General features: G+C 58.4%; 13 protein-coding genes and 1 tRNA gene. 13 read left to right on the top strand and 1 reads right to left on the bottom strand.

Annotated features, from left to right (window positions below; genetic code table 11):
• Window positions 1-9 precede the first annotated feature (9 nt).
• Window positions 10-1,185 carry an elongation factor Tu gene (gene tuf / locus ACS5RD_RS23060; RefSeq protein ID WP_489929291.1) on the top strand — a complete coding sequence of 392 codons (1,176 nt, stop codon included), beginning with the start codon at window positions 10-12 and terminating at the stop codon, window positions 1,183-1,185.
• A 293-nt stretch (window positions 1,186-1,478) separates the two neighbouring features.
• Window positions 1,479-2,015 carry a hypothetical protein gene (locus ACS5RD_RS23055; RefSeq protein WP_489929290.1) on the top strand — a complete coding sequence of 179 codons (537 nt, stop codon included), beginning with the start codon at window positions 1,479-1,481 and terminating at the stop codon, window positions 2,013-2,015.
• On the opposite strand, the gene ACS5RD_RS23050 is transcribed toward ACS5RD_RS23055, so the two are convergent.
• A complete protein-coding gene (locus ACS5RD_RS23050; RefSeq protein ID WP_489929289.1) occupies window positions 2,012-2,239 on the bottom strand; it encodes a DUF2798 domain-containing protein in 228 nt (75 codons plus the stop codon). The genes ACS5RD_RS23055 and ACS5RD_RS23050 overlap by 4 nt on opposite strands.
• Window positions 2,240-2,354: 115 nt before the next feature.
• Between ACS5RD_RS23050 and ACS5RD_RS23045 the strand changes: the two genes are divergently transcribed.
• From ACS5RD_RS23045 to rpoC, 11 genes are all read left to right on the top strand, one after another.
• Window positions 2,355-2,430: transfer RNA gene (locus ACS5RD_RS23045), tRNA-Trp, on the top strand.
• A 103-nt stretch (window positions 2,431-2,533) separates the two neighbouring features.
• Window positions 2,534-2,983, top strand: coding sequence for a peptide-methionine (R)-S-oxide reductase MsrB (msrB, locus tag ACS5RD_RS23040; protein WP_489929288.1), 450 nt, complete (start codon window positions 2,534-2,536; stop codon window positions 2,981-2,983).
• On the top strand, window positions 2,980-3,486 hold the full coding sequence (gene msrA, locus ACS5RD_RS23035; protein ID WP_489929287.1) for a peptide-methionine (S)-S-oxide reductase MsrA: 507 nt from the start codon (window positions 2,980-2,982) through the stop codon (window positions 3,484-3,486). Before msrB ends, msrA begins: the two co-directional genes overlap by 4 nt.
• A gap of 101 nt (window positions 3,487-3,587) precedes the next feature.
• The gene (gene secE / locus ACS5RD_RS23030) at window positions 3,588-3,782 is read left to right on the top strand and encodes a preprotein translocase subunit SecE (RefSeq protein WP_054008073.1); all 195 of its coding nucleotides are present in this window, start codon (window positions 3,588-3,590) and stop codon (window positions 3,780-3,782) included.
• A gap of 221 nt (window positions 3,783-4,003) precedes the next feature.
• On the top strand, window positions 4,004-4,537 hold the full coding sequence (gene nusG / locus ACS5RD_RS23025) for a transcription termination/antitermination protein NusG (RefSeq protein ID WP_489929286.1): 534 nt from the start codon (window positions 4,004-4,006) through the stop codon (window positions 4,535-4,537).
• A gap of 105 nt (window positions 4,538-4,642) precedes the next feature.
• A complete protein-coding gene (gene rplK / locus ACS5RD_RS23020; RefSeq protein WP_489929285.1) occupies window positions 4,643-5,095 on the top strand; it encodes a 50S ribosomal protein L11 in 453 nt (150 codons plus the stop codon).
• 3 nt (window positions 5,096-5,098) lie between these two features.
• Complete coding sequence (gene rplA / locus ACS5RD_RS23015; RefSeq protein WP_489929284.1) at window positions 5,099-5,797, top strand: 50S ribosomal protein L1; 699 nt, start codon at window positions 5,099-5,101, stop codon at window positions 5,795-5,797.
• A gap of 304 nt (window positions 5,798-6,101) precedes the next feature.
• Entirely contained in the window at window positions 6,102-6,617 is a 516-nt protein-coding gene (gene rplJ, locus ACS5RD_RS23010) for a 50S ribosomal protein L10 (protein WP_426033220.1), read from the top strand.
• Window positions 6,618-6,683: 66 nt separating this feature from the next.
• On the top strand, window positions 6,684-7,058 hold the full coding sequence (rplL, locus tag ACS5RD_RS23005) for a 50S ribosomal protein L7/L12 (protein WP_054008068.1): 375 nt from the start codon (window positions 6,684-6,686) through the stop codon (window positions 7,056-7,058).
• Window positions 7,059-7,298: 240 nt separating this feature from the next.
• A complete protein-coding gene (gene rpoB, locus ACS5RD_RS23000) occupies window positions 7,299-11,432 on the top strand; it encodes a DNA-directed RNA polymerase subunit beta (protein ID WP_489929283.1) in 4,134 nt (1,377 codons plus the stop codon).
• Between the two features lie 88 nt (window positions 11,433-11,520).
• On the top strand, window positions 11,521-15,747 hold the full coding sequence (rpoC, locus tag ACS5RD_RS22995; RefSeq protein ID WP_489929282.1) for a DNA-directed RNA polymerase subunit beta': 4,227 nt from the start codon (window positions 11,521-11,523) through the stop codon (window positions 15,745-15,747).
• Window positions 15,748-15,852: the final 105 nt, after the last annotated feature.

Raw genomic sequence — 15,852 nt, 5'->3', positions numbered from 1 at the left:
GCCCCGACCATGGCAAAGGCAAAGTTTGAACGGAACAAACCGCACGTCAACATCGGCACGATTGGCCACGTTGACCACGGCAAGACCACTTTGACGGCAGCGATCACCAAATATTTTGGTGAATTCCGTGCCTACGACCAAATCGACGGTGCGCCGGAAGAGCGTGCGCGTGGCATCACGATTTCGACCGCTCACGTTGAGTACGAAACCGAAGCCCGCCACTACGCCCACGTCGACTGCCCCGGCCACGCTGACTATGTGAAAAACATGATCACCGGTGCGGCACAGATGGACGGCGCGATCCTGGTTTGCGCAGCCTCGGACGGCCCGATGCCGCAGACCCGCGAGCACATTCTGCTCGGCCGTCAGGTCGGCATTCCGTACATGGTTTGCTACATGAACAAGGTCGATCTGGTCGACGACGAAGAGCTGATCGAACTGGTGGAAATGGAACTGCGCGAGCTGTTCAGCTCGTACGATTACCCCGGCGATGACATTCCGATCATCAAAGGCTCGGCGCACCAGGCGATGATCGGCGAACGCGCTGACATTGGCGAGTCGTCGATCCGCGCGCTGATGGCGGCTGTCGACAGCTACATCCCGACCCCGACCCGTATGGTCGATCTGCCGTTCCTGATGCCGATCGAGGACGTGTTCTCGATCTCGGGTCGTGGCACGGTTGTGACCGGTCGGATCGAGCGCGGCGTGATCAACGTTGGCGACGAAGTTGAAATCGTGGGTATTCGTGACACCAAGAAGTCGGTTTGCACCGGCGTCGAGATGTTCCGCAAGCTGTTGGATCGTGGTGAAGCAGGCGACAACGTCGGTATCCTGCTGCGCGGCATCGACCGTGAAGGCGTTGAGCGCGGCCAAGTGCTGTGCAAGCCGAAGTCGGTCAACCCGCACACCAAGTTTGAGGCAGAAGCCTACATTCTGACCAAGGAAGAAGGCGGCCGTCACACCCCGTTCTTCGCCAACTACCGCCCGCAATTCTACTTCCGCACCACGGATGTGACCGGGACGGTTGAGCTGCCAGAAGGCACCGAAATGGTGATGCCGGGCGACAACCTGAAGTTCGACGTGACCCTGATCGCGCCGATCGCGATGGAAGAAAAACTGCGCTTCGCCATCCGCGAAGGCGGCCGCACCGTCGGCGCAGGCGTGGTGTCGAAAATCATCAAGTAAGCTTAGGCTTTTCTTGACGTTAAAGAACGCGCGGGGGCAACCTCGCGCGTTTTTGCTTTTTGGTGGACGCTTGTTAAAGCCTAAGATGCCTCCGGCGGAGATATTTGAGCGCAGAGGATGAACCTGACGTGTTTCGGTCATCCTCTGCGCTCAAATATCCCCGCCGGAGGCTTCCACCTCACCACTAGCGCAACGCCGCAGACACGTCGCGCGAAACCTGCTAGCCTCTCCGCATGGGCCGCATATTTTCAGCCCACACAGGCGCATTTCATCATCAATCCACGGAGCAGATCATGCCCTATACCGCCGCCACTGCCATCGCTTTTGCGCAACGCCAGTCCGGGCGCTATGGCGATGGGGAGTGTTGGACGTTGGTGGAGGCGGCTATTGTCGGGGCAGGGGGCAAATCCTCGACCCCGCAGACGCCGAATTTCGGCCCGAACGTGTCTTATGTCTGGGGCACAGCGATCAATGTGGCCGCGTTGCAGGCGGGCGATGTGGTGCAATATCAAGGCTATACCTGGACGCAAATCACGCGGATTGACGTGACCAGCCTGGATGGCACCAGTTTTTCGGAGAACTCCCGCACCGAGGGGCGGGGTTTGCCGCATCATTCCGGCTTGGTGATCAGCGTGATCTCGCCGGGGATGGTTGAGGTGATCGAGCAGAACATTCCGCCGCGTTCTGGCCCGGTGCAGACCATTCAACTGGCGTTAAGCGCGCCTGCGACCAGCACGGTGACCACGCGCGAGGGCAGCACGGTGACGGTGACCACGATCAGCCATTCTGTCTCGGGCGTGGTGCGTTGCTATCGCCCGGTTGCGGCCTAAGCCTGCTTGACCAGCCGCCCGACGATGCGGCGGGTGATCGGCGCGATCACCAGCACGGTCGGAAACGCCAGCGCCCAAGAGGTCACCCAGTTGCCCATCCACTCCAGCAGGAAATGATCGACAAGGCCAATGGTGCGAAAGGTCGACAGGCCGGACACAAAGCACGACATCAGCCCTGACAGGATCAGGCCGAAGACAATGTGGGCAAAGCGGGTGGGAATCATCTGGGGTATCCGTGGTTTGGGCTGGCGCTGTGCATAGCGTCACGCTTTCTGCGCGCCAACCCCGATTCCCCCCTTGATTTCCCCCTTAGGCTGCCGTAACCCCACCGCAGGCCTTAGGAGTTTAGCTCAGTTGGTAGAGCATCGGTCTCCAAAACCGAGGGTCGTGGGTTCGAGTCCCCCAACTCCTGCCAGGCCTGTTTTCCCATTGTTTCAATGCTACACAAGCCTGCGATGGTGGTGGAAACTTGGCCTAGATCGCCCCATATTCCAGATCGGATCATAAGGGAGTGCGCCATGACGACTTACACCAAATCCGCCGACCGTATCGCCGCCCTGTCTCCTGAGCAGTTTCGCGTCACGCAGCGCAATGGCACCGAGCGGCCGGGGACGGGGGAGTATCTCGATAACCACGAGCCGGGGATTTATGTTGATATCGTTTCCGGCGAGCCGCTGTTTGCGTCATCGGATAAGTTTGAGAGCGGCTGCGGTTGGCCCAGTTTCACCAAGCCGATTGAGCCCGCCCATGTGGCGGAGTTGCGCGATGGCAGTTTGGGGATGATGCGGATCGAGGTGCGCTCGACCCATGGCGACAGCCATTTGGGGCATGTGTTCCCGGATGGGCCGCGCGACCGAGGTGGTTTGCGCTATTGCATCAACTCGGCCAGCCTGCGGTTTGTGCATCGCGACGACATGGAGGCCGAAGGCTATGGCCAATACATTGACCAAGTGGAGGATGTGAAATGACGCAAGAGACCGCAATTCTGGCTGGTGGCTGTTTCTGGGGTATGCAGGATCTGATCCGCAAGCGCCCCGGCGTGATCAGCACGCGCGTGGGCTATACTGGCGGCGATGTGGCGAACGCGACTTATCGCAACCATGGCTCTCATGCCGAGGGCATTGCGATTGATTTTGATCCGGCAGTGGTCAGCTATCGCGAACTGCTGGAGTTTTTCTTCCAGATCCACGATCCCTCTACGCCGGATCGGCAAGGAAATGATCGCGGGCCGTCTTATCGCTCAGGGATTTACTATACCTCCGAGGCGCAGAAAGAAGTGGCGTTGGATACGATTGCGGATGTGAATGCAAGCGGGCTCTGGCCGGGCAAAGTGGTGACGGAACTTGCCGCTGCGGGGCCGTTCTGGCTGGCCGAGCCCGAGCATCAGGATTATCTGGAACGCTTGCCGACGGGGTATACCTGCCACTTCATCCGCCCGAACTGGCGCTTGCCGCGCAGGGCTGCGGAGTAACACTCGGCCCCCCATCGTGACGCGGTAAGGCTTGCCGCTTGAAATCCCGGCGTGATGCGCGTATCTCGCCGGGAACATCTTAGAAAGCGCGGAATCCGAAAATGGCAACGATCAATCCCGTCCAGTTCATGCAGCAGGTCCGCGCCGAGGTGGCCAAGGTCGCTTGGCCGTCGCGCCGCGAGGTGATGCTGACCACCGTGATGGTGTTCATCATGGCAGCATTGACCGCGACGTTCTTCAGTTTGGTGGATTATGTGATCCGGCTGGGCCTGACGATGATCGTCACCGGGTTCTAAACTAAACTCGTCAGGTCAAATCTGGCCGAGGCGGGGCGAATTCCCTTGAAATTGACGGTCTGGGGCGGTATTCCGCCCCAATCCAAAGGACAAAGGCGCGCAGCGATTCGGGTTGCGCGCTGTTTTTTGTTCGGGGCTCAAGACGGGCAGGGCGGATTAACCGCTTGTAAATACAGAACATTCGGGCGCAGAGGCGGCCGGGCAGACAAGGTGGAAGTGGCATGGCCAAGCGTTGGTATTCGGTAAGCGTTCTCTCGAATTTCGAGAAGAAAGTTGCCGAGCAGATCAGAACGGCCGTGCTTGAAGCCAATCTTGGCGACGAAATCGACGAAGTGTTGGTGCCGACCGAAGAAGTGATCGAAGTGCGCCGCGGCAAGAAAGTGACGTCAGAGCGTCGTTTCATGCCGGGTTATGTTTTGGTGCGGATGGAAATGTCGAGCCAAGGCTATCACCTGATCAGCTCGATCAACCGCGTCACCGGGTTCTTGGGGCCGCAAGGCAAACCGATGCCGATGCGCGATGCCGAAGTGAACTTGATCATGAACCGTGTCGAAGAAGGTCTGGAAGCGCCGCGCAACCTGATCCGCTTTGAAACCGGCGAGAAGGTCAAGGTTACTGACGGCCCGTTCGAAGGCTTTGACGGCATGGTCGAGGACGTTGATGAGGCACACAGCCGCTTGAAGGTGTCGGTGTCGATCTTTGGTCGCGCCACCCCGGTGGAATTGGAATTCACTCAGGTGTCGAAAAACATCTAAGTGCATCGCGTGGGAGGGGCGCGCCGAGGGTAACCCGGTGACAACCCGAACCACTAAACCGCATCGCTCAATACCGAGCGTTCGCAGTGATAAAGGAGAGGCCAGATGGCCAAGAAGATTATCGGCAGCTTGAAGCTGCAAGTGAAAGCGGGCCAAGCCAACCCATCCCCGCCGGTTGGCCCCGCGCTGGGTCAGCGCGGCCTGAACATCATGGCTTTCGTGAAAGAATTCAACGCGAAAACCGCTGATCTGGAACTGGGCACCCCGACTCCGGTCGTCATCACATATTATCAGGACAAGTCGTTCAGCCTTGAGCTGAAGACCGCGCCTGCCTCGTTCCTGCTGAAAAAGGCTGCTGGCCTGCCGCCGGTTGGCAAGCGCAACCGCGCCAAAGGCTCGGTCAAGCCGGGTCACACGGTTGTCGGCGCTGTGTCGCTGGCACAGGTCCGCAAGATTGCTGAAACCAAAATGAAAGACCTGAACGCGAACTCTGTTGAGGCCGCGATGCAGGTGATCATGGGTTCGGCGAAATCCTGCGGCATCGAAGTGAAAGGGTAAGTCATGGCCAAGATTGGTAAACGGACTGCCGTTGCGCAGAAGGCTTTTGAAGGCAAATCGCTGATCACCGTGGAAGACGCTGTTGCGTTGATCAAGGGTGCGGCTTCGGCGAAATTCGATGAGACGCTGGAAATTGCGATGAACCTCGGCGTTGACCCGCGTCACGCAGACCAAATGGTCCGCGGCGTGGTTGCTCTGCCGAACGGCACTGGCAAAACCGTGCGCGTCGCTGTGTTCGCCCGTGGTGCCAAGGCTGATGAAGCCAAAGCCGCTGGTGCTGACATCGTTGGCGCAGAAGACCTGATGGAAACCATCCAATCCGGCAAAATCGAGTTCGACCGTTGCATCGCAACGCCGGACATGATGCCGCTGGTGGGCCGTCTGGGCAAAATCCTTGGGCCGCGCAACCTGATGCCGAACCCGAAGGTTGGCACCGTGACGATGGACGTGAAAACGGCCGTTGAAGCTGCCAAGGGCGGTGAAGTGCAGTTCAAAGTCGAAAAAGCTGGCGTGATCCATGCTGGCATCGGCAAAGTCAGCTTCTCGGATGAGAAACTGGCCGAGAACATCCGCGCTTTCGTCGAGGCCGTGACCCGTGCACGTCCGACTGGCGCTAAAGGCACCTACCTGAAAAAGGTATCGCTGGCCTCGACGATGGGCCCGGGCGTTGCTTTGGATCTGGCTTCGGCTGCTGCGAAATAATCGGTTTGGTGGGGTAAAACCCCACCCTACCACGCCGTAGGGTGGGGTTTTACCCCACCGTGCGAAACGAAATTCCCAACCCCTCGGGGAAGGGATGGTGGGGCGAAGGGGTGCAAACCCGCAAGCCCCATCCTGTCCGAGACGGCCGGTGGCGCGCAAACGCCTTAATATCCTGCCCGAGATGGGGAACGAGATGATGTCGCAGCATGCGATTTTGGCTCGGGAACCGTAGCAAGGACCCGATGTCCGTCATCAGACGGGCTTAATTGAGCCGGGGGGAAACCCCCAACCTTGGAGTGAAACTGTGGATAGAGCCCAGAAAGAGAAAGTGGTCGATGAACTCGGCCAAATCTTCGCAAGCTCTGGCGTTGTAGTGGTCGCCCACTACGCGGGTATGACAGTTGCACAGATGCAGGACCTGCGCGCAAAAATGCGTGACGTAGGTGGGTCCGTTCGCGTTGCCAAGAACACGCTCGCCAAGATCGCCCTTGGTGGCAAGCCGTCTGAAAAGATGGGCGCGCTGCTGACGGGCATGACCATGTTGTCCTATTCGGAAGATCCCGTGGCTGCGGCCAAGGTCTGCGAAGCATATGCCAAGACGAACGACAAGTTCGTCATCATTGGTGGTGCAATGGGTGACACGGTTCTGGACCAGGCCGGTATCAAAGCCGTCGCTTCCATGCCGTCGCGTGAAGAGCTTATCGCTCAGATCGTTTCGTGCATCGGTGCGCCCGGGGCTGCTATCGCTGGTGCAATTGGCGCGCCTGCAAGCAACATCGCGAGCATTCTGTCAACCATCGAAGAAAAAGCAGCCGCTTAATCTTCGGACTCGCGTGGGGTTGATCCCCCACCTCGTTGGAACCATCTTAACTGAACGGAACATGAAATGTCTGATCTGAACAAATTGGCCGAACAAATCGTTGGCCTGACCTTGCTGCAAGCGCAAGAACTGAAAACCATCCTGAAAGACACCTATGGCATCGAGCCAGCTGCTGGTGGCGCTGTCATGATGGCTGCTGGCCCGGCTGCTGCAGCTGCTCCGGTTGAAGAGCAAACCGAGTTTGACGTTGTTTTGACCGAAGCTGGTCCGAACAAAATCAACGTCATCAAAGAAGTCCGCACCATCACCGGTCTGGGCCTGAAAGAAGCTAAAGACCTCGTTGAGGCCGGCGGCAAAGTCAAAGAAGGCGTTGGCAAAGCTGACGCTGAAGGCTTCAAGAAAACTCTGGAAGCCGCTGGCGCCAAAGTTGAACTGAAGTAATTTGCGCCGGGGTTCGCCTCGGTTCTGATTGATGGCTGGGTCGGGGGGCAACCTCCGGCCCAGCTAATCGCGTCTTGGACTGCGCTTTTGCGAAAGCCCATTCCAAGGTGCGGTTAAGGTTCGGGAGCCACCCTAAGGGACGGGTGGCATGAATAGAACCTAGACCCCCTCTCGCCAATCGGCGCGCTTTCCGTGGCCCGACGGAAAGCCTGCCGGCGAAATTGAAAGGTTACGACGCACATGGCGCAAGCTTACGTTGGCCAGAAACGAATCCGCCGTTATTTCGGTAAAATTCGTGAAGTTCTGGAAATGCCGAACCTGATTGAGGTTCAAAAATCTTCCTATGATCTGTTCCTGCGCTCTGGCGACAGTGACAAGCCGCTGGATGGCGAAGGCATTCAGGGCACGTTCCAATCGGTGTTCCCGATCAAGGACTTCAATGAGACCGCCGTGCTTGAATTCGTCAAGTATGAGCTGGAAAAGCCCAAGTATGACGTGGACGAGTGCCAGTCTCGCGATATGACCTATGCCGCGCCGCTGAAAGTTACCCTGCGTTTGATCGTGTTTGATGTTGACGAAACCACCGGGGCTCGGTCGGTCAAAGACATCAAAGAGCAAGACGTTTACATGGGCGACATGCCCCTGATGACCGGTAACGGAACGTTTGTTGTGAACGGCACCGAGCGCGTGATCGTCAGCCAGATGCACCGTTCGCCCGGCGTGTTTTTTGACCACGACAAGGGCAAGACGCACTCAAGCGGCAAGCTGCTGTTCGCCTGCCGGATCATCCCGTATCGCGGCTCGTGGCTGGACTTTGAGTTTGACGCCAAAGACATCGTGTTCGCGCGTATCGACCGTCGCCGGAAACTTCCCGTGACGACGCTGCTGTATGCGTTGGGCATGGACCAGGAAGGCATCATGGATGCCTATTACCAGACCGTCATGTTCAAGTTCCAAAAGAACAAAGGCTGGGTTACCAAGTTCTTCCCGGACCGTATCCGTGGCACCCGCCCGACCTATGATATCGTGGATGCCGATTCCGGCGAAGTGATCTGCAAGGCCGGCGAGAAAATGACGCCGCGGATGGCAAGCGATCTGGCGAAAACCGGCAAGGTCACCGACCTGCTGGTGCCGTACGATCACATCGTTGGCCGCTATGTCAGCAAAGACATCATCAACGAAGAAACCGGCGAGATTTGGGTCGAAGCTGGCGACGAATTGACGATGGAATACGACCGCGACGGCGAGCCTAAGGGTGGTTCGCTGAAGCTGTTGCTCGATCAAGGCATCACCGAGATTCCGGTGCTGGACATCGACAACGTCAACGTCGGTCCCTACATGCGCAACACCATGGCCGCCGATAAGAACATGGGCCGTGATACAGCACTGATGGACATCTACCGCGTGATGCGTCCGGGCGAGCCGCCGACCGTTGAAGCGGCAAGCCAGCTGTTCGACACGTTGTTCTTTGATTCCGAGCGTTATGATCTGTCGGCTGTTGGCCGGGTGAAAATGAACATGCGTCTGGATCTGGGCCGCCCGGATACTCAGCGCACGCTTGACCGTGCCGATATTGTTGCTTGTATCAAAGCCTTGACCGAATTGCGTGATGGCAAGGGCGAGATCGATGACATCGACCACCTCGGCAACCGCCGGGTGCGTTCGGTTGGCGAATTGATGGAAAACCAGTACCGCGTTGGTCTCTTGCGTATGGAACGCGCGATCAAAGAGCGGATGTCTTCCGTCGAGATCGACACGATCATGCCGCAAGACCTGATCAACGCCAAACCGGCTGCTGCTGCGGTGCGCGAATTCTTCGGCTCCAGCCAGCTGTCGCAGTTCATGGACCAAACCAACCCGCTGTCGGAAGTCACCCACAAGCGCCGTCTTTCGGCTCTGGGGCCAGGCGGTTTGACCCGCGAGCGTGCAGGCTTTGAAGTGCGCGACGTTCACCCGACCCACTACGGCCGGATGTGCCCGATTGAAACGCCAGAAGGTCAGAACATCGGTCTGATCAACTCGCTGGCTACGTTTGCCCGCGTGAACAAGTATGGCTTCATCGAGACCCCGTACCGCAAGGTGATCGACAACAAGGTGACGGATGAAGTCGTCTACATGTCGGCCACCGAAGAAATGCGTCATACCGTGGCGCAGGCAAACGCGGCACAGGATGCGGAAGGCCGCTTCACCGACGATCTGATTTCGTCGCGTAAAGCCGGTGACTTCATGCTGAACCCGCCGGAAGCCATCGACCTGATCGACGTGTCGCCGAAACAGTTGGTTTCGGTCGCGGCATCCTTGATCCCGTTCCTTGAAAACGACGACGCTAACCGCGCCTTGATGGGCTCGAACATGCAACGTCAGGCGGTGCCTTTGCTGCAAGCTGATGCGCCGTTCGTGGGCACCGGCATTGAAGCCGTGGTTGCGCGCGACTCTGGGGCGGCCATCATGGCCCGCCGCTCGGGCGTGATCGACCAGGTTGACGCGACGCGTATCGTTGTGCGCGCGACCGAAATGCTGGAACCCGGAGAGCCGGGCGTCGACATCTACCGTCTGCGCAAGTTCAAACGCTCGAACCAATCGTCCTGCATCAACCAGCGCCCGCTGGTGAAGGTTGGCGACACGGTGCTGCGTTCGGAAGTCATCGCGGACGGCCCCTGCACCGACTTGGGCGAACTCGCCCTTGGTCGGAACGTCATCGTGGCCTTCATGCCGTGGAATGGCTACAACTATGAAGACTCGATCCTGATTTCGGAGCGTATTCTGAAAGACGACGTGTTCACCTCGATCCATATCGAAGAATACGAAGTCGCAGCCCGCGATACGAAACTCGGGCCAGAGGAAATCACCCGCGATATCCCGAACGTCGGTGAGGAAGCCCTGCGCAACCTTGACGAAGCGGGCATCGTGTACATCGGCGCTGACGTGCTGCCGGGCGATATTCTGGTCGGCAAGATCACCCCCAAAGGTGAATCGCCGATGACTCCGGAAGAAAAACTGCTGCGGGCGATCTTTGGTGAAAAAGCCTCGGACGTGCGCGACACCTCGCTGAAACTGCCGCCGGGTGCATTTGGCACAATCGTCGAAGTACGGGTTTTCAACCGTCACGGCGTCGATAAAGACGAACGTGCTTTGCAAATTGAGCGTGAAGAAGTCGAACGTCTGGCGCGTGACCGCGACGACGAACTCGCGATCCTTGAGCGGAACATCTACTCGCGCCTGAAAACCCTGATCACTGGCAAAGTTGCCGTGAAAGGGCCGAAAGGTATCAAGGCTGGCTCGACCATCGACGCTGAATTGCTGGGCACGCTGTCGCGCGGCCAGTGGTGGCAGTTGGCACTGGAAGGCGAGGCTGACGCGAAAGACGTTGAAGCCCTGCACGACCAGTTTGAGGCGCAAAAGCGTGCCTTGGACAACCGTTTCGACGACAAAGTTGAAAAGGTCCGTCGCGGCGACGATCTGCCTCCGGGTGTGATGAAGATGGTCAAAGTCTTCGTCGCGGTGAAGCGCAAGCTGCAACCGGGCGATAAGATGGCTGGTCGTCACGGCAACAAAGGCGTGGTTTCCAAGGTTGTTCCGGTAGAAGACATGCCGTTCTTGGCAGATGGCACCGCAGTTGATCTCGTGCTGAACCCGCTTGGGGTTCCATCGCGGATGAACGTCGGCCAAATCCTTGAGACGCATATGGGCTGGGCTGCGCGTGGTCTGGGCATCCGCATCGACGATGCTTTGAAAGAGTATCGCCGCTCGGGTGACATGACCCCCGTGCGCGAGGCTGTGCGCTATGCTTATGGTGATGAAACCTATGAGGAATCCTTCGCGGATCGCTCTGAGGCTGATTTCCTGGAGCTGGCAGGCAACGTGACCAAAGGTGTGCCGATTGCATCGCCGGTGTTCGATGGTGCGAAAGAGGCTGACGTGAATGACGCGCTGACCCGCGCTGGTTTTGATACGTCGGGCCAGTCGGTGGTGTTCGATGGCCGCTCGGGCGAGCAATTCGCCCGTAAGGTCACCGTCGGCGTGAAGTATATGCTGAAACTTCACCACTTGGTGGATGACAAGCTGCACGCACGCTCGACCGGGCCTTACTCCTTGGTCACGCAGCAGCCGTTGGGTGGTAAAGCCCAGTTCGGTGGCCAGCGTCTCGGCGAGATGGAGGTCTGGGCACTGGAGGCTTACGGCGCCGCTTACACCTTGCAGGAAATGCTGACGGTGAAATCGGATGACGTTGCAGGCCGCACCAAGGTCTACGAGTCGATCGTCAAGGGCGAGGACAATTTCGAAGCTGGCGTGCCAGAATCGTTCAACGTTCTCGTCAAAGAGGTCCGCGGTTTGGGCCTCAACATGGAACTCCTGGATGCGGAGGAAGAATAGGTAGCCGAAATTCGCGCGAATTTCGTTCACGATTTTCGCGCGAAAATCGACTGCCTTTCCCCCGCAACCCACATTCTTAGGAATTGAAATGAACCAGGAACTCTCGACCAACCCGTTCAACCCGGTTGCGCCCGTCAAGACGTTTGATGAGATCAAGATCAGCTTGGCCTCGCCGGAACGTATTCTGTCGTGGTCTTTCGGTGAGATCAAAAAGCCCGAAACCATCAACTACCGCACGTTCAAGCCCGAGCGTGACGGTCTGTTCTGCGCGCGTATCTTTGGCCCGATCAAGGATTACGAATGCCTCTGCGGCAAATACAAGCGCATGAAATATCGCGGCGTTGTCTGCGAAAAATGCGGTGTTGAAGTCACGCTGCAAAAGGTCCGCCGTGAGCGGATGGGCCACATCGAACTGGCCTCGCCGGTTGCACACATCTGGTTCCTGAAATCGCTGCCAAGCCGCATCGGTCTGATGCTTGACATGACCCTGCGGGATCTGGAACGCGTTCTCTACTTCGAAAACTACGTCGTGATCGAGCCGGGTCTGACTGACCTGACCTATCAGCAACAGCTGACCGAAGAAGAATATCTCGACGCACAAGACCAGTACGGCGCAGATGCGTTCACCGCCAATATCGGCGCTGAAGCCATCCGCGAAATGCTGGCCGCGATTGATCTGGAAACCACGGCTGAACAGCTGCGGGCGGACCTCAAAGAGGCCACCGGCGAATTGAAGCCGAAAAAGATCATCAAGCGTTTGAAGATCGTTGAGTCCTTCCTCGAATCCGGCAACCGCCCGGAATGGATGGTGCTTACCGTTCTTCCGGTCATTCCGCCGGAACTGCGTCCGCTGGTTCCCTTGGATGGTGGCCGCTTTGCGACCTCTGACTTGAACGACCTCTATCGTCGCGTCATCAACCGTAACAACCGTCTGAAGCGCTTGATCGAACTGCGTGCGCCCGATATCATCGTGCGCAACGAAAAGCGCATGTTGCAAGAAGCGGTCGATGCTTTGTTCGACAACGGCCGTCGTGGCCGTGTCATCACCGGCACCAACAAGCGCCCGCTGAAATCGCTGTCCGATATGCTCAAGGGCAAACAGGGCCGCTTCCGTCAGAACCTTTTGGGCAAGCGCGTCGACTTCTCGGGTCGTTCGGTTATCGTGACCGGCCCGGAACTCAAGCTGCACCAGTGCGGCTTGCCGAAGAAGATGGCGTTGGAGCTGTTCAAGCCGTTCATCTACTCACGTCTGGAGGCCAAAGGGCTTTCCTCGACCGTGAAGCAAGCGAAAAAGCTGGTCGAAAAAGAGCGTCCCGAAGTTTGGGATATCCTCGATGAAGTGATCCGCGAACACCCGGTTCTGCTGAACCGTGCGCCGACCTTGCACCGTCTGGGCATTCAGGCGTTTGAACCGATCCTGATCGAAGGTAAGGCTATCCAGCTGCACCCGCTGGTCTGCTCGGCCTTCAACGCTGACTTCGACGGCGACCAAATGGCTGTGCACGTGCCGCTTTCGCTGGAAGCCCAGTTGGAAGCCCGCGTGTTGATGATGTCGACGAACAACGTTCTGTCGCCCGCCAACGGCGCGCCAATCATCGTTCCGTCGCAGGATATGGTTCTCGGCCTCTACTACACCACCATGCAGCGTAAAGGCATGGTCGGCGAAGGCATGATCTTCACCGACATCGACGAAGTCGAACACGCTTTGGCCGCTGGTTCGGTGCATCTGCACGCCAAAATCCAAGGTCGTCTGCGTCAGGTCGATGAGCATGGCAATATCGTCTGGAAGCGGTTTGAAACCACCCCCGGCCGTCTGCGTCTGGGCAACCTTCTGCCGCTGAACGCCAAAGCACCGTTTGACCTCGTTAACCGTCTGCTGCGGAAAAAAGACGTGCAAACCGTCATCGACACTGTCTACCGCTACTGCGGCCAGAAAGAATCGGTGATCTTCTGCGACCAGATCATGGGCCTCGGCTTCCGTGAGGCGTTCAAGGCTGGCATCTCGTTTGGTAAAGACGACATGCTGATCCCGGACACCAAATGGCCGATCGTCAACGAAGTCCGCGATCAGGTGAAAGAGTTCGAACAGCAGTATATGGACGGCCTGATCACGCAGGGCGAGAAGTATAACAAAGTGGTCGATGCTTGGTCGAAATGTTCCGACAAAGTGGCTGCCGACATGATGTCGTCGATTTCTGCTGTGCATTACGATGATGCGGGCGCGGAAAAAGAGCCGAACTCGGTCTATATGATGTCGCACTCTGGGGCACGGGGTTCGCCGGCGCAGATGAAACAGCTGGGCGGTATGCGTGGTCTGATGGCCAAACCGTCGGGCGAGATCATCGAAACGCCGATCATCTCGAACTTTAAAGAGGGTCTGACGGTTCTGGAATACTTCAACTCGACCCACGGTGCTCGTAAGGGCCTCGCGGACACCGCGTTGAAGACGGCAAACTCCGGCTATCTGACCCGCCGTCTGGTCGATGTGGCGCAAGACTGCATCGTGCGGAGCCATGATTGCGGCACCGACCGTGGCATCACCGCTGACGTGGCGGTGAACGATGGCGAAGTCGTGCAATCTCTGGCCGAGCGCGTGCTGGGCCGGGTGGCTGCCGATGACATCGTGGTGCCGTTGACCGGCGAAGTGCTGGTGGCGCGCGGCGAGTTGATCGACGAGCGTCGTGCCGATGCGATCCACAATGCGGGCGTGGCTTCGGCCCGTATCCGCAGCCCGCTGACCTGTGACGCCGAAGAAGGCGTTTGCGCCATGTGCTACGGTCGTGACCTTGCACGCGGCACTTTGGTCAACCTTGGTGAAGCCGTCGGCATCATCGCGGCGCAGTCGATTGGCGAACCCGGCACCCAGCTGACGATGCGGACCTTCCACATCGGCGGTATCGCGCAGGGTGGCCAACAGTCGTTCCTGGAAGCCAGCCAAGAGGGTAAGATTGAGTTCCGCAACGCCAACCTGCTGACCAATGTGAACGGTGAGCAGATTGTCATTGGCCGGAACATGTCGATCGCCATCGTGGACGAAGCGGGCCAAGACCGCGCCGTGCACAAGCTGACCTATGGCGCGAAACTGCATGCCAAAGACGGCACCCAAGTGAAGCGTGGCACCAAACTGTTCGAATGGGACCCCTATACCTTGCCGATCATCGCCGAAAAGGCGGGGGTTGCCCGGTTCAAGGATCTGATCGCGGGCATCTCGGTGCGCGAAGATACCGATGATGCGACAGGCATGACACAGAAGATCGTGTCTGACTGGCGCTCGGCCCCGAAAGGTGGCGATCTGAAGCCCGAAGTCATCGTGATGGACCCGGCTACGGGCGAACCAGTGCGCAATGACGGCGGCCATCCGATCAGCTATCCGATGTCGGTGGATGCAGTTCTCTCGGTCGAAGACGGCCAAGAACTGGTGCCGGGTGACGTTGTGGCGCGTATTCCGCGCGAAGGTGCCAAGACCAAGGACATCACCGGGGGTCTTCCCCGCGTGGCCGAATTGTTCGAAGCCCGTCGCCCGAAAGATCACGCCATCATCGCGGAAGCCGATGGCTATGTGCGCTTTGGCAAAGACTACAAGAACAAGCGCCGCATCACGGTCGAGCCTGTAGACGAGACGCTGCAAGCGCAGGAATATATGATCCCGAAGGGCAAGCATATTCCGGTGCAGGAAGGCGATTTCGTCCAGAAGGGCGATTACATCATGGACGGTAACCCCGCGCCGCATGACATCCTGCGTATTCTGGGTGTCGAAGCGCTGGCGAACTACATGATCGACGAAGTGCAGGACGTGTATCGTCTGCAGGGTGTGAAGATCAACGACAAGCACATTGAGGTGATCGTTCGCCAGATGCTGCAGAAGTTTGAGATCCTCGACTCCGGGGAGACCACGCTGCTCAAAGGCGAAAACGTCGACAAGCACGAGCTTGACGAGGCCAACGACAAAGCCGCTTCGCATGGTATGCGTTTGGCTACCGCTGAACCGATCCTTTTGGGGATCACCAAGGCGTCGCTGCAAACCCGCAGCTTCATCTCGGCGGCGTCGTTCCAGGAAACCACGCGGGTTCTCACCGAGGCTTCGGTGCAGGGCAAGCGCGACAAACTGGTCGGCCTGAAAGAGAACGTCATCGTCGGCCGTCTGATCCCGGCAGGCACCGGCGGGGCAACCCGTGTGGTGAAAGCCGTGGCAGCCGACCGCGATACCGTGGTGATCGACGCGCGCCGGTCCGAAGCCGAAATCGCGGCAGCCTTGGCAGCACCGATTGCGGTGGCAGCGCCGTCAGCCTTCGCGGCGGACAGCCGCGACGAGTGATCGTCTGACATGAAAAGCAAAGGCCCCTTGGGAAACCAAGGGGCCTTTTGCATATTTGCCCAAAAACCTGCGGGCAACCCGCCGCCACTGCAAGGTTTGCCGACT

The organism is Cypionkella sp. PAMC25878 (assembly GCF_058135695.1).
The sequence above is the reverse complement of the archived record's forward strand: the minus strand, read 5'-3'. Positions and strand labels throughout refer to the sequence as shown.